The organism is Pseudomonas sp. FG13 (assembly GCF_057809755.1).
In genome coordinates, this window is sequence record NZ_JBMDKO010000006.1 from 1 (window position 1) to 18,195 (window position 18,195).

At 52.5% G+C, this 18,195-nt stretch carries 13 protein-coding genes; 11 read left to right on the top strand and 2 right to left on the bottom strand.

Features of this window, described 5'->3' with window-relative positions:
- The 4 genes from ACODTO_RS07505 to ACODTO_RS07520 all read left to right on the top strand — a co-directional run.
- On the top strand, positions 1-1,734 hold a 1,734-nt coding region (locus ACODTO_RS07505; protein WP_489106172.1), incomplete at its 5' end, for a calcium-binding protein.
- A 449-nt stretch (positions 1,735-2,183) separates the two neighbouring features.
- Positions 2,184-2,609, top strand: a complete 426-nt coding sequence (locus ACODTO_RS07510; RefSeq protein ID WP_055134773.1) for a LexA family protein — start codon at positions 2,184-2,186, stop codon at positions 2,607-2,609.
- Positions 2,602-3,879 carry a translesion error-prone DNA polymerase V subunit UmuC gene (gene umuC, locus ACODTO_RS07515; protein ID WP_489106173.1) on the top strand — a complete coding sequence of 426 codons (1,278 nt, stop codon included), beginning with the start codon at positions 2,602-2,604 and terminating at the stop codon, positions 3,877-3,879. Before ACODTO_RS07510 ends, umuC begins: the two co-directional genes overlap by 8 nt.
- Positions 3,880-4,136: 257 nt before the next feature.
- Positions 4,137-4,379 carry a hypothetical protein gene (locus ACODTO_RS07520; RefSeq protein WP_175386962.1) on the top strand — a complete coding sequence of 81 codons (243 nt, stop codon included), beginning with the start codon at positions 4,137-4,139 and terminating at the stop codon, positions 4,377-4,379.
- Between the two features lie 690 nt (positions 4,380-5,069).
- Here the strand turns inward: ACODTO_RS07520 and ACODTO_RS07525 are convergent.
- Positions 5,070-6,500: a hypothetical protein gene (locus ACODTO_RS07525; protein ID WP_175386961.1), complete on the bottom strand. Its 1,431-nt coding sequence runs from the start codon at positions 6,498-6,500 to the stop codon at positions 5,070-5,072.
- On the bottom strand, positions 6,500-7,348 hold the full coding sequence (locus ACODTO_RS07530) for a hypothetical protein (protein ID WP_175386960.1): 849 nt from the start codon (positions 7,346-7,348) through the stop codon (positions 6,500-6,502). The genes ACODTO_RS07525 and ACODTO_RS07530 overlap by 1 nt, the downstream gene beginning before the upstream one ends.
- Positions 7,349-8,225: 877 nt before the next feature.
- Here ACODTO_RS07530 and ACODTO_RS07535 point away from each other — a divergent pair.
- From ACODTO_RS07535 to ACODTO_RS07565, 7 genes are all read left to right on the top strand, one after another.
- Positions 8,226-10,586 carry a UvrD-helicase domain-containing protein gene (locus ACODTO_RS07535; RefSeq protein WP_489106174.1) on the top strand — a complete coding sequence of 787 codons (2,361 nt, stop codon included), beginning with the start codon at positions 8,226-8,228 and terminating at the stop codon, positions 10,584-10,586.
- A gap of 294 nt (positions 10,587-10,880) precedes the next feature.
- Positions 10,881-11,162: a hypothetical protein gene (locus ACODTO_RS07540; RefSeq protein ID WP_489106175.1), complete on the top strand. Its 282-nt coding sequence runs from the start codon at positions 10,881-10,883 to the stop codon at positions 11,160-11,162.
- On the top strand, positions 11,159-12,058 hold the full coding sequence (locus tag ACODTO_RS07545) for a TIR domain-containing protein (RefSeq protein ID WP_489106176.1): 900 nt from the start codon (positions 11,159-11,161) through the stop codon (positions 12,056-12,058). The genes ACODTO_RS07540 and ACODTO_RS07545 overlap by 4 nt, the downstream gene beginning before the upstream one ends.
- A 214-nt stretch (positions 12,059-12,272) precedes the next feature.
- Positions 12,273-14,732, top strand: coding sequence for a tetratricopeptide repeat protein (locus ACODTO_RS07550; RefSeq protein WP_489106177.1), 2,460 nt, complete (start codon positions 12,273-12,275; stop codon positions 14,730-14,732).
- A 246-nt stretch (positions 14,733-14,978) separates the two neighbouring features.
- Positions 14,979-16,130 (top strand): hypothetical protein, encoded by a 1,152-nt coding sequence (locus ACODTO_RS07555; protein WP_489106178.1) that lies wholly within the window; start codon positions 14,979-14,981, stop codon positions 16,128-16,130.
- Positions 16,131-16,473: 343 nt separating this feature from the next.
- A complete protein-coding gene (locus ACODTO_RS07560) occupies positions 16,474-17,400 on the top strand; it encodes a restriction endonuclease (protein ID WP_489106179.1) in 927 nt (308 codons plus the stop codon).
- Between the two features lie 344 nt (positions 17,401-17,744).
- Positions 17,745-18,032 (top strand): hypothetical protein, encoded by a 288-nt coding sequence (locus ACODTO_RS07565; RefSeq protein WP_489106180.1) that lies wholly within the window; start codon positions 17,745-17,747, stop codon positions 18,030-18,032.
- Positions 18,033-18,195 lie beyond the last annotated feature (163 nt).

Consider the following 18,195-nt stretch of genomic DNA (forward strand, 5'->3'; position numbering starts at 1 on the left):
ACGACGTCCGGTGCTGGTGTAGTCATTTACAACGTCATTGAACGTGTGGAGTTCGCTGACGGCACGTTCTGGACCTGGGCGGATATTGTTGCAACGGGATTGAAGCAGGTTGGTTCGGAAGGGGCCGAGACGCTGACCGGTTGGTCGGGTAACGACATCATCCGTGGCGGCGGCGGTAATGACACGCTGCTGGGAGGCGCCGGGGCGAACCAGCTGTATGGTGATGCTGGAGACGACGTCATCGCGGTCGCCACCGCTTCGAAGGGCAACACTTTAGCCGGCGGTACCGGCAATGACACCTTGACCGGTGGCTATTACGCCGACACCTACGTGTTCAACCTGGGAGACGGCCAGGACACCATTACCGACTACGATGGCGGTAACACAGCGACTGATACCTTGCGCTTTGGTCCTGGGATCCTCTCCAGTGATATCAATACCCGCCGGGTCAATTCTGACCTGGTGTTCATGCACAGCAATGGCACGGACCAGTTGACGTTCAAGGGCTGGTTTGATGCTACGACGTCCGGTGCTGGTGTAGTCATTTACAACGTCATTGAACGTGTGGAGTTCGCTGACGGCACGTTCTGGACCTGGGCGGATATTGTTGCAACGGGATTGAAGCAGGTTGGTTCGGAAGGGGCCGAGACGCTGACCGGTTGGTCGGGTAACGACATCATCCGTGGCGGCGGCGGTAATGACACGCTGCTGGGAGGCGCCGGGGCGAACCAGCTGTATGGTGATGCTGGAGACGACGTCATCGCGGTCGCCACCGCTTCGAAGGACAACACCTTAGTCGGCGGTACCGGCAATGACACCTTGACGGGTGGCTATTACGCCGACACCTACGTGTTCAACCTGGGAGATGGTCAGGACACCATTACGGACTATGACGCTGGCTATGTAGTCACCGATACCTTGCGTTTTGGTGCTGGGATCCTTGCCAGCGATATCCAAGTTCAAAAGTCCGGGACTGACGTAGTTTTCATGCACCGCAACGGTACGGACCAGATTCGCGTCAAAGGTTGGTTTGACAGTACGGCCTCCAGTGCTGGGGTGATGATTAATAATATCCTTGAGCGAGTGGAATTTGCGGATGGGACGTCCTGGACCTGGGCGGATATTGCGGCGGCGGGACTGATTCAAGTCGGTACAGCCGCCGCGGATACCCTAGTCGGTTGGTCTGGTAACGACATCATCCGTGGTGGGGCGGGCAACGATACTTTGTCAGGAGGCGCCGGGGCGAACCAGTTGTATGGTGATGCTGGGGATGATGTTTTGAGTGTGGCTGCTGCTTCGAAGGGCAACACGTTGGCCGGTGGTACAGGTAATGACACCATCACTGGAGGCAACTTTTCAGATACCTATCTGTTCAACCGGGGAGACGGTCAGGACACCATTACGGACTATGACGGTGGCTACGTTGGGACCGATATCCTTTCGTTCGGAGCGGATATCAATCCGCAAGATTTATGGCTCCGTCATACTGGGTCCAATTTGGAAATCACCATTATAGGGTCGAGTGAAAAATTGACGGTCAGCAACTGGTATCAGTCCAGTAATTACCATGTCGAGGCTCTCAAGACCGCTGATGGGAAGGTGCTGTTGGATTCTCAGGTTCAAAGTTTGGTAGACACCATGGCCTCCTTTGGCGTAGCGCCAGGGGCTGAAACCAATCTTACTAATGATCAACGAACTCAACTCGATGCAGTGCTGGCTGCGAACTGGAAATAGGGCTTCGCGAAGGTATAGCCGTCAGTAATTAAGCTGGCGGCGACCCTTATGCAGTTAGCTGCGGGAGCCGCTTTTGGAGGTCCTGAAGGTTTCTGGCCATCTGGAGTTGTTTCGTAACTGACACGGGAATTGATCGCGGCGCCACGTTCGGGATCAGTTTCCCACCCTGTTAACCTAGATGTATTTTTGAGAAACCCGGTCCACGCACCGGGTTTTTTCATGCATGGAAGGTCGGACTGTCGTGTGAGTTCGATACTGGGCTCTCATCATCTGAAGTCTGGACTGCTTTTCATCGACGTCAGCGACCGGTGTGCCCGTGGCCGACACCGCGCGAGCTGGAAGAGCAGGTTCGCACCCCTCCACCTGTCAGATTTTTCTTATACAAATTGACCGCCATACTTGTACAAAGTTAACTGTATGTTCGTACAGGTATTTTGGTGTCGTGCGTCATGAGCTACTCAATTTTAGGTCCTATTGCCGAGGGTGGCTTGAAGCTGCCTTTGTGTTCGTTTCGTGTGCCTGCTGGGTTCCCATCCCCGGCAGCGGACCACATCGAAGCGCACATCTCATTGGATGAGGTTCTGAACATCCGTGCTCCGCATGTCTATCTGGTTTCGATTGCCGGAGAGAGCATGCAGGGCGCTGGAATCTTCGAAGGGGATTTGGCGGTAGTGGATCGAGCATTGGAGCCGGTGCACGGGCACATCGTTGTGGCACTGTTGAATAACGAACCTGTGTGCAAGCGGCTGTGCCTGCGGGGAAAGGAGGTGATTCTTTTGTCGGAGAACCCAAAGTACCCACCCAGGTACGTGCTCGAGGGGGACGAGTTGGTCATCTGGGGTGTGATCACCTGCAGCGTGCGCAGCCATGTCTAAAGTCCAGCCGGTGTTTGCTCTGATCGATTGCAACAGCTTCTACGCCAGTTGCGAACGTGTGTTTCGTCCTGACCTGGCCCGGGTGCCCATCGTGGTGCTGAGCAACAACGATGGCTGTGTGATTGCCCGCAGTTACGATGCCAAGCCCTACGTGAAGATGGGTGAGCCGTATTTCCAGATCAAGCACAAGCTGCAGAAGCACGGCATTGTTCCGTTCTCATCCAACTACGCGCTTTATGGCGATATGAGTGAGCGGGTCATGACGCTCATTGAGTCGATGGTGCCGGCGGTTGAGGTTTACAGCATCGATGAGGCCTTTGTTGATCTGACTGGTATTGATGGTTTGGATGCGCTGGGTCGCAAGATTCGTAGCCAGGTGCTGCGTTGTACCGGCATTCCGGTTGGGGTGGGGATCGCTCACACCAAGACGCTGGCCAAGCTGGCGAACCACACGGCCAAGCGTCTTCAGGTGCAGACGGGTGGGGTGGTTGATATTTGCGATTCGTTCAAGCGTGATTGGGTGTTGCGCAACACGGATGTGTCCGAGGTCTGGGGTGTTGGCCGCAGGATGAAAGTGCACCTAGACGGCATGGGGATCAAGACGGCTATGGACCTGGCCAAGGCCGACCCCTGGACGCTTCGTAAGAAGTTCAGCGTAGTGATCGAGAAGACGGCTCGGGAGTTGGCCGGCACGCCGTGCCTGGAGCTGGACGAGCCAGATCCGCCCAAGCAGGAGATATGCTGTAGCCGTATGTTCGGTCAGCGTCTTACCGAGTTGGCGCCGATCAAGGAAGCGGTGGCCACCTACATGATGCGGGCCTCGGAAAAGCTCAGGGCTCAGCAGTCTTTGTGCAAGAAGGTTCGTGTGAGCATCCGCACCGGGATGTTCAATCCGGAGGAGGCGAAGTATGCCAATGGGGTGCTCGTTGAGCTGCCATATCCGACGGATGATGTTCGTCTGCTGACAAAGGCCGCGGCGGATGCACTGGATCGGGTGTACAGGCCGGGTTTCAAGTACAGCAAGGCGGAGGTGCTGCTGATGAACCTTTGCCAGAAAGGGGAGTACACAGATGATCTGTTCGCGACCTCGCAGCCGGCGGAAGCTACGAAGTTGATGGCGGTGCTGGATCAAATCAATGGGCGATGGGGTAGGGGGACACTTCGCTCTGCCAGCGTTCCGGTCAATCCGGAATGGGGGATGCGGCGGGACATGATGAGTCGGAGTTTTACGACCAGGTTGGATCAGTTGTGGGTTGTTACTTGTAAGTAGCGGGCAGTGCTGTTCTGGTGGGTTCTGATGTCGGGTCGGGGTGTGAGTCCTAATCTCGCGGCCTTCACTCGGATCTGTTGAGCCGGTTGACGAGATGGGGCAACGCTCTTCCATGGTCATCCATAGAAGGTGAGCCTCGGGCAGGGTCGGAGGTAACCTGCGCGGAAGGCCTGCTTATTTCAGTGAACTGCATGTCCTGATCCATGCCACGGCGTCCGTGTTGGACTACGCTCAAGAGGCCTTGGGGAGAAGATACGATGAATGATGAGCAAATCGAAATAGTGGCTGACGTGTTGGAGCTGATTCAGGTGAATCAGAACGCTTTGGCCGCTGCTATCGAGGAGTTGGCCTTGTGGAGCAAGGCTAGTGGCTCAAGCAAGGCTCATCGCAATGTCGTTACGGCTCTGCAAACCCTTGATCAAAATGCAGAAGGCGTTGCCAATGCGCTAAAGCTGCTACGTCAGGAAAAATTACGCGTCGATGATCGCTTCAAGAGTTGAGGACGCAAAATCCGGGATCGTGATAAGCGGGCGCCATGTGCCGTCGTCGGACGCTCACACGGTTTTTGGAGATTGGAAGCTCTATGAACCGCTTAGATCGCGCTGGGTTTCTAGCCGACGTAGTCCTACGTGACTGGCAAAAATCGGCCACGACCGGACGTTTGGGAGCGAGATTATGACGAACAGCAATAAGCCGGAATACTGCACGATCTGCAGACGCGTACTCGATGACCCAGCAGATCCGCTATCAGGCAATAGCGGCGGAGATTGCTGGGGATGCATTGGCGCTATCGAGGCGGAAATGGGATGCGCAGAGTCGCTCGCCTGCGTACGCAAAGAATACGAGGCAGGACTTCGATCTGGCTGGATTGATCCATTCAAGCCCTGATTTGGAAGCTGCGTTACGACCGCTTTGGGCCGTTATCTGCCCCTCGCGAAAGGCAGATAACGCTTGTGGATTCAACCGGCCTATACGACACGTCTCTACTAGGAAATCCACGATCAGATTCCAAGCCGCATTTGAGATTTCATAAGGCTTTGCGATCGCAGGTTTTCTTTAATTTGATAGCTAAGAACTTTGCAAGTCTCAGGATTGGAATGGGGGGCGGTGCAATTTCTATGAATTCCGTACAGAGCGTAGTCCATCGATTTGACCAAATAGTTGGGTCGCGAGGCACGCGCCCCAACCATTCAAGCCATCATAAACGCATCAAGATCATCATGGCCGGTGATCAGCACCGCCGGAGAAACACCCAACGACAGCGCCAAAGCCACGCTGCTCTGCATCAGCTTCGCATTGCGCTCAACATCGAACGCAGCCGTCATGAGGTCGCCCAGACGATCAAACTCCCCCATTATCTCTTCTAGTACCACTTGGCATTGGTGATCAAGCTTTCCGAGATATTCCTTCATACGCGCATCCATCTCTGCCTGGATATGTGCAGACTGGCCCTTGAGGAACTCAGCGAGCATTTTCCCCGCGATGGAGCCAACCACTGCACCGATGACGGGAATGGGGATGAGTACCTGGCCTGCGGCGGTGGCGATGCCGACGATGGCGGACTCTGCGCAGACAACGGTGCCCAGACTGACGAATTGATCGAAGTCGATTTTGCCGGCGTTATAGTCCGCGACCAGGGTGCCCACGCCTTTGGCCGCGCTGACGACCGCGCCAGCGAATGGTGCCGCCATGTCGGCGTAGTTGGTCATCAGGTAGATTGATCCACCTGCGATTGTGCCCCCGATTGCGGCTTTGCTTGTGTCGATGCCGACGTCTGCCCAGTCATCGGCGGTGAAGTCTCCCTTGAAGACGTTTTTACCGTCCTTATACTTGGCATACAACGAAGTTGTGAGGCCTACCGCCCCACCTACAGCGCCGGCGATCGCGGCGGCCTGGGCGGCACCGGCCAACGATGGTCCGTTGTCGGTGAGGATCTGCTCCTTGCGTTGGTCGTTGCGTTCGGCTAATTGGGCTTCTTCGTTGTTCAGGGTTTCGACGACTTTGCCCTGCTGAGGGTCGGCGTAATTTTGAATGCTGGGATTGACCACGTTCTGAAACGGCTGCCCGGACGCTTGTTCAATTTCCCCGACCTTGGCCAGGATGGCCCTGACGGACTTTTCATTTAGCGGGCCGTTGTCACCGTGCATCACGCGAGTGATGGTTTCGTACTGGTCCTTGGGGATCTGGTAGTACGAACCGTCACGCCCGAAGTTCTTGTACTTGTCCATGTGCTCCAACACATGATCAAGGCCCTTGCAGGTGCCGTTGATGAACTTCGATTGAACGGCGATGCCGTCCACTAAGTAGTCTTCGGGGGCGGTACGACCTACGCCTTCGAAGGTAGCCACGAAGCCTTTCTGCTCAAGTAAGGAGCGGGCGTTGCGAATGCCTACTTCTACCTGTTCGGCAATTTCACCGTGCTTGGTGGAAGGATTGCCCAGGATCTTTTCCGGCGAACCAATAAAGACTCTGACCTTGTCGATCTGCGCGATTGCATGCCGAAATGCGCTGTCCTGGGCGTTGAGGAATTGGTTGGTCGTATCAACGCGGATGCTGTTGATACGGTCAACCAGTACTGCGCTGATCTGGTCGCGGACGGTACCGCCTTTATCTCCGGCCATTATTCAGGAGCCTTGTTCAGCAGTTTTGCCAGCGAGTTCATGTGGTTGATGAGGGCGGCGAGCATTTCCTTTTGCCCCCCATTGAACTGCTGGTAGTCCCCTGGTGCAGTGCGGATCAGCACCCCCAGGAGCTCGCTCATGCCTTGGACGTGTTGTCGAGTGGAGCCGACCATCCGGGTTACCCAGTCCTTGGAGACGCCCAATGTACGGGTAGAGGCTTCAATCTCTGAGCGATGGGCTTGTGCTTCCTCGGCCAGCTTCTTGTTTTTGCTACGGGCGTACAGCCCGCCGCCAATGATGGCAGCACCACCGATACCCCAACCTATAGGCCCGGCCAAGGCCAGCAGGGCCGAACCGCCAGTCATACCTCCACCGCCTGCCGCCAATGCGCCACCGCCCAGCCAAGCGAGTGCAGCGTTTGTAGCCGCCGCACCGGAAAGCCCTGAAATTGCCGCGCCAGTGGACGCAGTGCCGAAGGTAGTCGCAACAGCCATTGCAGCAGTTGGTGCGAAAGCGGCGGTACCTACCCCGGCAGCCACGCCAGCAACGGCCGAAGAGCCCGCGGTGAACTCGACATTAGCCGCTTCAAAGTTGAGCTTTTTCACGAGGCCGCAGAACGACTGGGTTTCCGCCTTGAAGGTGCCGTAGGATTTATCGAATTCTTTCGGTGAGTTGGCTAGTTGGCTGACGAATGACTCAACCGTGGCCATCAAGTCAGTGCTGGCGTAGTGACGTACACCGTGCAGCTCTGTACAGCCCTTTTCGACATCGGCGGCTACTAGTTGGTAGCGATTGCGAGCCTTGTCGAGTTGCTCCAGTGCGTGTTTTTTCAGATCACCGTTGAACATTCAGCGACTTCCTTATCAAATATGGCAAAGAGCCATATATTAATAAATTCGACAGTAATAGCAATTTGCCTTTGGTCGATTAGATCATTCTGAATCGCCCCAGACTTTGTAGACACTCGCTGACCGCTTTTGGCCCGATTGCGACCTGTCGCTGGAAATTATCAAGGAACAGCCAAGCTGAGCGCGCCGATGGCCAAAAGAGCATATGCCTGTCTGACCTCGACGTGTTATGCGATAATGGCTTAATAGTGGCGCATTTGCGCATGGATTAGGACGTAGAAAGGAAGATTTGTATGGCATGGATGAGCACAGCACCGATTTCTCTTCAGTGCTGGCAGGGCAGGACGCCTCAATGATTCATGGGGCTTTTCGTAGTTTTCGCTTGGCGAAATGGTTAGGTTCCACGTGTGCCTCGTTGGACATAGCCTCCAACGGATTGATGGCTGTCGATTGGGCCGGACGATCATCCAAAGTCCTGGTGACTGGAATGCCCAAGCCACCTCAACTCAATCGTTGGTTGGGGATTTCTTGTTTGACCCTAACCTTGCCCTCCGGTCAATTGAGGGCGATTGGATGGGGTATCAAACGGGCTGACGACCTTTGGCGTGAGGCGTTACGTGAGTGGTATGGCAGCCGGGTGCTTGCCATTGCAGAGACGTTGAATGTTTTCCTCAAGAGAGTTCGAGCCTGCCATTACTGCCGGCGGTCCCAGTGGACCCCGCTTCACGCTGATCTAATTGAACAATCCAAGCATTGGCCAGCACTGCCTCCAAGAGGGCTAGGTGTTCTGTCAGCGGCTGAGCGCAAGATTTTGATCCGAGCTTGGTCCTGGGTCCAGAACGGAGAAAGGTGTCTGCGGCGTTGGCGTAGTCATTACGTGAAGCTCAGTTTGGTCGAACATGCTGAGTTGTTCGATACAATCGAGTCCATGCCTCTCACGCTCAACCAGCGGCTTGCCTGCATCGTGGATGAGGATAACAACCTGGTACTTGCTGGGGCGGGTACCGGAAAAACCAGCACGACCATGGGCCGAGTCGCCTTTCTGGTGCGCAGCGGACAGGCGCAGCCGGAAGATATATTGCTGTTGGCTTATGGAAAAGATGCTGCTGAAGAAATGCGCGAGCGGCTGGAAGCGCGTGTAGGGATCAAGGGCATCAAAGCATCGACCTTTCACTCCCTGGGGAAGGACATGCTGGGTCAACCGTCTCTTACTCCAATGGCTGATGATGACGCTGCCCGAAAGCGGTTTGTCCAAGTAGCTTTTGAGGATTTACAGACGGACCCAGATTATCGCAAGCGACTGTTGCAATACTTCGAGAGCTACCTATTTCCGATCAAGAACCCCTTCGATTTTGCGTCCCTAGGAGAGTACTTCGTTTACCTGGCAGAGCACGAGGTCAGAACCCTCAAAGGGGAGCGTGTCAAAAGCATGGCTGAATGCCGGGTCGCCAACTTCCTCTTCAAGATGGGAGTGGAGTACCAATATGAGCCTCGGTATAAGGTGTCCACCCGTACGGCAGAGAGACGGGACTATCATCCGGATTTTTACCTACCTGCATTTGATCTCTACATCGAGCACTTCGGTACAGACCGCCAGGGCAATACTGCGCCTTACATTGATCGTAAGGCCTACCACCAGGCAATGGCTTGGAAGCGCGCTCTGCACAAGCAACACCAGACCCGTTTGATTGAAACCTTCCACTTCGAGCAACAGGAAGGCCAGCTACTGCCTTTGCTAGAGAAACGTTTGGCAGAGGCTGGCGTGACTTTCAATCCGCTGCCCGATGAAGCCATGCTGGAAACGCTTCGTGAGTTTGGTGTGGTCACCGAATTTGCTGAACTGCTCGAGAAGCTGCTGACGGGGTATAAGGCCGCTGATCTGGCTAAGGTCGATCTTGAAGCACGTATCAACGCGGCACCTTTCCCGGATCAAATGCGGGCAGCGCTTGAGCTACTGATGCCTATCTACAAGCGTTACCAGGATGACCTGGAGGGTAAGGATCAGATCGATTTCGATGACATGATCGTAAAGGCGGTGCGCTTGGCGGAGCAGGGTGGTTTCAACGCTCCATGGCGTTTTGTGCTGGTTGATGAGTACCAGGATATCTCCGAGCCCAGGGCTCGTTTGGTTAAGGCTCTTAGGCGATCGCAGCCTGATGGGTCGTTGTTCTGCGTAGGGGATGATTGGCAATCCATCTATCGGTTTGCGGGCAGTGACATTCGTCTTACCTCGCAATTTGAGACTTTCTTCGGTGCGACCGCCATCAGTGCATTGGACAAGACCTTTCGCTTCAACGATCGAATCAATGCTGTCGCCAGTCGGTTTGTGATGCGCAACCCTGCGCAGTTAAAGAAGGACATCCATACCCATACGCTGGAAGATTCACCCGCGGTTTCATTGTTCAGAACCGAGCTGGACGATGATGAAGCGTTGCCTCACGTTTTGACGCGGATATCGGCCAGAGCCAAGCCGGGGGCGGTGGTCTACATATTGGCTCGCTTTAATTTCTTGCTGCCTGATAAAGCTGGGCTCAAGCAGTTGAGTGATAGCTACCCGGGGCTGACGATAAAAACGTACAGCATCCATACCTCCAAAGGGCAGGAGGCTGACTACATCGTGGTGCTCGGCAACAAGGCGGGTAAGTTTGGTTTACCTCCGCAAAAGGCGAGCCATCCGTTGCTGGAAGCGCTTTTGCCACCGCGTGAGACGTTTGCCCATGCTGAAGAGCGGCGACTGTTTTATGTGGCGCTCACTAGGGCTAAGCGCCGGGTGTACCTCGTCGTAAGCAAAGGGAAGGCGTCCAGCTTTATCAAAGAGCTCCTCGATGAAAAGTACGATGTCGAGCTCAATGAATTTGGTGCATTGGACGTTGTACCTGAACCAGGTCCCGCTTGCCCTGCTTGTGAGGCGGGCGAGCTGATATTGCGCGCCAGGAAGAACGGCAAAGAGTCATTTTACTTCTGTTCGCTTTCCCCGCGCTGCAAACATACCGAAACGGCTTGCCCGGATTGCCAGTCACTCATGCGAAGGGAAGGGCGCTACCTGATCTGCAGTAAGGACTGTGGGGGTTGGGTAGCGTTGTGTCCGGTCTCTGGGGGGCGGATGATTCAGCGTGGGACTGATAAGCCATTCTGGGGATGCACGGATTATCGGCATGGGCAGGAAGAGTCTTGTGGGCATATGGAGAAAACTATTGCTTCTCCGAAGGGCTGTAGGCAGCGTCTACGAGTGCAGTGATCGGGACAAATCAGCGGCAACCTGAAAGTGGTGGTCGAGTCAGCTCTGTTTAATACAGACTGCTTTCGGCCAGAAGCGGACGCTCAAGACTGGTCCCCTTTCGGCCAATTGCGGACGATCGTGACGGACGCTTTAGGCCATCAACACAGCGGGCCAAGCCTACTATCAACAGATGACTCTTGTACTCAGCATGCTATCGCCACTCATCGGTTTAGATATCTAAAGTTCTCGCACTCCCTGCACACTGTGGCACGATCAGCTGTACCAAAATGCCATTGTCACGGATAGGTGAGCATGATGATCAAAGGGTTGGATCAGTTGCAACGCGATTTGAAACAAGCGCAGACTGCGCTTAAGGAACTAGACGGCACTCTTTGTACGATCAATTTTGATCCTTTCGATCCCGCTAGCATTGAGCATGCAATACAGCAAGTCAGCGATACCATTGATCAGCGCGTTGGAGCTTACGCGGCCAATCCTTTTGTCGGGCCTTTAATTGAAGACATGAAAGAAAATTATCGCACTCGGATAATTGAGCAGGCAGCCGAGCAGCGTCTAACAGGGGAAAGCAAATGAGTTCCTCGGATATTTTTACCCAGATTAACAATTGCGTATTAGATCTGCAGTCCTCCCAGTCTCAATCCTATGAAGTGCCATTGAAAAAACTAGCACGGCTGTTATCCAGTTCCGAGCTCGAACCCGTCAATGCTGTCTTAACAAAGAATGCAAACCTTGAGGTTTTTTTGGCGGAAAGCGAAAGTACGGGCGGAAGCTTTGCTGGCAGTCATCGACTAGCGTGGCCGGATGATGATAACATCAAGTTAGGCTTAACTATATTACTGATTCAAAAGCTTGCCGCCGATCCGAGCTACGCATTAAATTTTGGATATCACTTCTTCAGCAACGGTAGTAAGAAGATGATTTCTGGTTTTCACGCTTTGATAGCCCAAGTGATTATTCCGTTTGCGAGGGATTATAAATCTCACGTCAAGATTAGTAATTTGTCACTAACCAAATCTATTATCCCGTCTAGTAGAGTCTTCATTGTGCATGGCCATGATGATGGGGCTAAACATATGCTGGCTAGGTTTCTTGACCGATTAGGTTTGGAGTCAATCGTTCTTCAAGAGCAACCTGATCGCGGCAGAACCATAATTGAAAAATTTGAGCAGTCCGCAGAAGTCGGTTACGCCGTTGTACTGCTAACGCCAGACGATGTGGGTGGATCCGTAAAGGCGGATACCCCCTCTGCACGGGCGCGGCAGAATGTAATCTTCGAGCTGGGATATTTTGCCGGTAAGCTTGGCCGAGGCCGTGTATGCCTCCTTAGAAAAGGTGAAGTGGAGATCCCATCTGACCTTTTCGGCGTTGTATACACGGAGCTTGATCCGCACGAAGGATGGCAAAAACGGCTTGTTATGGAGATGAAAGAGGCGGGTTTAGATTTTGACGCTTCCAAGCTGTTCCCTTGACAGTGCGAAACTGGGACAGACCACGAGTTTGTGTTCACCTGTAATATAATCGTGGTCTATTCTCGTTTCCGCACAGCAGGAGCATTATTGAGTGACCTGAAGAGGGGGGCTGATTAGGGGAGGCAGGGGCGTAGTCGCCGAGAGAAGCTGGTGCTTGAAATATTACCCGGTTCGTGGCTTCATATGGCCACTACTCAAGGAAGTTCGTAGCCTCATGAAAAAGCATCTTTTGCAACAACTTTCCACAGCCAGTTTCCTAGAGGATCAAGGGCTGCAGTATGGATACTTGCTTTCATTGTTTCGGTATACTCTTCAAGCCGCAGCCTACTCTTCATACGAGGCAGCTCATGCTTTAGTCGAATGTCCAGAGCAAATGCAGGAACAGGCTATTAAACTACTTCAACCGACTGATGGCGACTTTACTTCGACTTTAGACCTGTGCATACCTGCCTTGCGAACAATATGGCCTTCTTGTGCGAAAGGTTGGTTTGACGCGCGAGGAACAGAGTTTTCTGAGTCTGGAAGTGAACTTTGCAGCGCGATAATATCCAAACGTAACGACCGTATTGGTCATGGTGTATTTGATACGTACTCATTGCATGAGCAACTAGAAAATCTTCCGGCTCGAATCGAGGCGCTGATAAATATCCTTGAGGACTTATTGCCATGCTTTGTAGAGAGTTCTCCTGGGAATAAAGTTGCACAATTACCCACTCCAGCTAGACCTATAACTGTTGAGGTGCTGAGGGAGCAACAGGGTAAACCGGTTCTTATCAGAAGAATAGAACATCGCGGCAGTGTCTGGCGCGTTAAGGGGCAGGTTCTCAGTCATACCAACTCAAGCTCGGTATTAATTGAGGTCTCAGATAGCTGCGGCCTACTCAGCGAGTTAAATCCTACTACGTCCCAGCTTGTATCTCGAAACATTAGAATGAAAGATGATGTTTGGCGCACCTCGGTATTGCTACCTATGCGCCAAACAAGAACTTTCGAAGGCCGTAGTTCAGAGATAGTTTCTCTTCTTGAGTGGTGGGACGATGAAGACTCTCGAGCATCGCTTTTATACGGCGAAGGCGGTATCGGAAAAACCACACTTGTACTTGAATTTCTGCACGGTCTATTAGATAGTCCATCTGAAACCTTGTCTTGGAGGCCAGAGCTCATATTTTTTTATTCCGCAAAGCTTACGCGATGGGGGGTTACAGGCCTAGAGCAAATTGGTGGAATTAATGCAAATGTAAATGAGGCGCTCAGAAGTCTTGCAAGAATCTTAGAGGAAAGACTAACACGCGATTGGCAGACTGAAGATTCTCGAGCTCTCATTTCTAAAACTTCAAGTTTATTTAAAGATGCTGGGCTTGGTAGGGAATCAATATTGATCGTCTTGGACAATACGGAAACGCTGGCCAGGAGCGCATCCGAAGAGATCGGATTAGGCAAAGTGCTACGTGAAGTCTCTACTAAAATTGGAAAGTTACTTATAACCTCGAGAAGGAGGGAGAATCTTGAGGCATTGCAAATCCAAGTTCCTCCCATGACGGAGGAGGTCGGTGCGAGCTTATTGGAAAGACTTGCAGACACGTATTCAGCGTTAGCTATTCAGTCAGCAGGGGACGCTCGCAGACGGAAAATCTCTCGACAATTTGGAGGAAAGCCAATTCTTCTTGATGTGCTTGCCAGGCACATTGCAAATACTAATTGCAGTATCGACGACGGGCTGAATGCAATTCTTAGTCAAGAACGAGGGGATCTTGGCGCCTTTTTGTTTGAGGATGCCTGGAAAAGAATGGAGTCGTCGTATCGTGAAGTCTTCCTAGCCCTGGGTCAACTAGGTGGTTCGGTTAGCGAACAGCTCCTCAATTGGGCTTGCGCTGAGTTTACCTGTTACGCTCCAAATTGGCTGTCAGCATTCGAAGAAACACGTTTCGGATCTATAGTCGATTATGGTACTAACTTCGACATCACTCTAGACTCAGGCGCACGTGAGTTTTTGGCCGCGAAATATGAATCCTCAACTCCTTTAGAAAGACAAAAGGTATCGTCAGCCGTCGGGCGCGTTAGAAAGAAAAATTTACAGGCAATATCTGCAGCTGAAGAGCTGGTTTCAGATCGGGTTGCTGCGGCATTTCAAACTACAGCTGCAAAAGCGGCAAAACTAGCGGGTGCACGACGGGATGTTGAGGGTGCAATCAGATGGTATGAAGAAGCCACAATTGTCGACTCTGCTAATGCTGCGCTTTTTGATCGATTCGCTTGGTATCTTATGGTGAATGATCGCCTTGATAAGGCGCTTTCAGTATCTCGAAGAGCCAAAGAACTTGCGCCCACCGACTCTGACTGCCACTTTACAGCAGGAATGATCTCGGCGCGCATGGCAGATATTGTTGAAGCAGATAAAGCATTGGATACGGCTCAGAAACTAGGTAAAGCGTCTTTCCTTGTAACACTCCAAAAGGCAAGAGCGCGGTTAGAGAAAGCGTTATTACTAGGCACAACTTCATCGAAGGAGCGAGGAGAACTGCTGGTTGAAGCCATTAGGCTTATCAATAATGCTACTCCTAGTAGTTCAGCAAGAAATACTAAGCACGAAACTGAGCGTAGCAAGCTTCTTCGGAGGTGCCAATATCTTTTGGATGGGAAGTTGAAACCGGCCCTTCATAATGAAAAGGCTTAGTCTATTGGTAGACAGTTGCATCTGTAAGAATTGCATCATCTTGGCTTTACGGTGACGGTGCATGATGGCTTTCAGCCAGAAGGGGCCCTGATCCTAAGGTCCGCTTCTGGCCGGATGCTGCCTTTCAGGCAGGTTGCATAAAGTGGCTAAAAGAAGCGTTCGAGCTCGATACGGCTACTTGCCGTCATTCCTCAGCTGCAGAAGCCTTCCACGGAAATCATCGAAGTAATACTTAAGGGAGCTGTTATGTCACTCATTGATGAGATCAGAGAATACGTAAATCGAAGCCATGCTTACGCATGGAGAGCCGCACACCCAACTGCGCCCGATGAGCCGGGATTGGTGAGCGCTTTACTTAGCAGGGAGATGTATCAGGGACTGCGGGATGTGTTGAGTCGCCATATTCCTCCCTCCGCCAAACTGATGGTAAAAGGTGTTTTCACACACCAGACTCCGAAAGTTAAGCCTGTCACGGGTACAAAAGCGGTAGAAATCGGAGACCTACTACTTATACAGCAGCATTTCGATACAGACCCTGCAAAACCGTCGACCGGAAGAGCATTGCTACTGCAGGCCAAGACATCTCTCAAACCGAAAACAGGCTCATTGAATTCCGGGACGCAGCGTATCCAGTTTGAGCTTTATCAAGACTGGCCCGCCTTCACTGGAGAGACTCGTCTCGCAACCTCCCCAGCTGGTTATTCCTCATGGGACTTCACTCTTCCTTCTGCTGGAAGTGAGCCCTGCACTGCTGGAGCACAGTATGCGATCGTTTATAAAAAACACGCATATAACAGCGTATTAACCAACCCACATTGGAGGGGGGCACTGTCGGCCGGCCCGGATCATGCAACTTTACTCGCGAACTCATTTTCGTCTGAATCGACGTGGGTTACTGGCCCCTGCTCCTCCCCACCTGCACATGCAAGAGGAGGCGTTCTATGCCCTATGGACTTTGCATGCACTCTGTCCGGTCTGCTAGCTGGAACTATAGGAAGATCATTTAGTCCTGGAGTGAAAAGTGGCGGAGATCATTGGTCAATTTTTATTAATGAAATGTTGGAGGTGGCCTCAAAACCTGGCGTGGATTACCTTTATACAAATACAAACCAGGGAGTAATATCCGGTATGCGTAGTAGAGATCTGCTGATGCAAGCAGCAACGCCGATCCTGAGATTTGCTGTGGCAGAAGATATAGAACGGTGGATCTCGTCGGGGCACACGGCGCTAGATAACTATTTCGAATTTACGAATTTGCTGCTAAGTACGACGAAAGAGTCTGGTCGTCACAATAATGAGCCTCCTAATGAAGAGAGCTTTAGGCAAAATTTTCGGCCCGGGCATGTACCCGTGCTTGTCATTGCAACAATTGGAGATGAACAACTGCAAATTGGGTAAATCTTCTCACCTCCCGAATGGACGATGCGGGAAAAATTGTTTTTCTTTTACCAACTTTATTGAAAAAAATTCTGATTAAGACTGGCCAAGGCACCGCCCACGAACGGCAGCTTTTGGCCGATAGCGGTCAGTCGCGATGCTGCTGCAAAATCAGGAAGTCGCAATACTGCTGGGCCTCTAGGACGCTGTCGAACGGGTGCTAGATAATGGCTTAGGTGCGGCGCAGGCGATTCCCATTCCCGCTCCGGAAAGCGGTTCAGGTATTCCAGAATGGACGCCACCTCCCATCACCCCCCACTAAAGCTGCGAGGCCGCTGATCCGGTCGGCAAAGGAGTTGAAGCCGTGAAAAATGTTGCAGCTACGAAAGCGCTGTTCATCAAGCTCGGCCCCAAGGGCTCTTGGGAGAAGGATTGCATCGAGAAGGGAGTCCTTATGCTGGGCTATCACGAAGTGCCTCATGAACTGGCCTTGGCGGGTGAGTGGGAGAAAGCGCGGGGATCATTCCCGTTGATTACTGACGCCGGTACTATCACTCGGCACATTGACCAAGTACGGCAGTTTTACGAAGAGCCAGCTTCGACGCTTTGGATTACGTTTTACGCTGACTGCCTGTGGTGGTGCTTCGCTGCGCCAGGTGTGGCATGTAATGACGATCTAACAAAAACTCGTCACTGCGTAGACGGTTGGTCGTGTCTGGACATACACGGTCAGCACCTTTTGAAGGGGCGTCTGAGCGGCAAGCTCCTTGCAGTTCAATCGTTCCAAGGTACAGTTTGCCTGGTACGGGAACTTCCTTATCTGATGCACAAGCTTAATGGCACAAATGAGCCACGGGTGGCAGCAGCACAGTCGGCGATTGCTTCGTTGGTTAAGGCGACCATTCCGATTATTAAGAATCTGCACCCAAAAGATTTCGAAACATTCGTAGATTTGATCTTCCGTCAAGCTGGCTGGCAGCGTACAGGTGTAGCGGGGGGAGTAGAGCGTGACATTGATCTGGACTTGCTATCGCCCATCACTCAAGAGCGGATTGCCGTTCAAGTGAAGTCGAAATCCACGCTGCCTGTCTTCCGGGACTACCAAAAGAAGTTCCAGGATATGCAGGGTTTCTCGCGCTTTTACTTCGTTACCCACTCACCAAACAACGCGCTTGCCACAATCCCCAAGGAGTCTGGAGACGGCGTCTTCATTATCTGGGATGAGGCCGACCTTGCCGGTCTTGCTGTGCGCAACGGCTTGATTGGATGGCTTGTCGACCGCGCCTCTTAAGCACAATTCGGCTGAAACTCGGATGATGACCGTTGTCGAAATGGCTAAGCTTAAGCTGTCGTTCATGACTTGCTTTCTCCAATCGGCAATTGTTCGGACGAGCGCTAATAGTATTCGACCTTTCCCCGCTGACGGGGCGCGCCGAAACCTTCACATAGTCCCCCTGACATGGCGCAATTCTCGAATAAACTGTTTCTGGCCGCTTCCGGACCCGTTGCTGTCGCTCAGCCCCAACGAACAGCCCAAAAAAGCATTAATGGGTCATCGATCAATCGCCCCAGGATATGATTGTTCCTCACAGGGTGTCCGGAGCATGTATGGCTAAAAGGTGTCGTATACGGTTGATGTTTGAGTGGGGAGGCGGTGCATTGTGGTGCGGAAATGAAGCCGCTTTAGCACGATTCTCAGTGGGATCAATCGAGGAAAAATTGCCACTGAGCGCTACTACGCTCGAAAGGCTGAGTGAAAAGACACGCTGGCACAACACCGCCTTGAACTGGGACTACCCACCAGATCCGGGGCCTTGGGAAACGGCCGAATATATGAAATTTGACGACGCTGCTGAGGCTTTGCTTGCGGTTATCCAAAAGGAGCTAGGTACCGGGTTTAAAGTGGTCTATGAAAGGCTCTAGACGTTCGGGCTAAAAGTTTGACCTAATCATCGTCCGCGTCTGGCCGGAAGCCGACCTTTAAGGTCGATGCGACAACCATCTTGAGACGCACACGTGTCACCTATTGCTTGTAACACTCTGATTGGGTTGAAATTGGACTCGCGAGAATTGATTGTTATGCTAA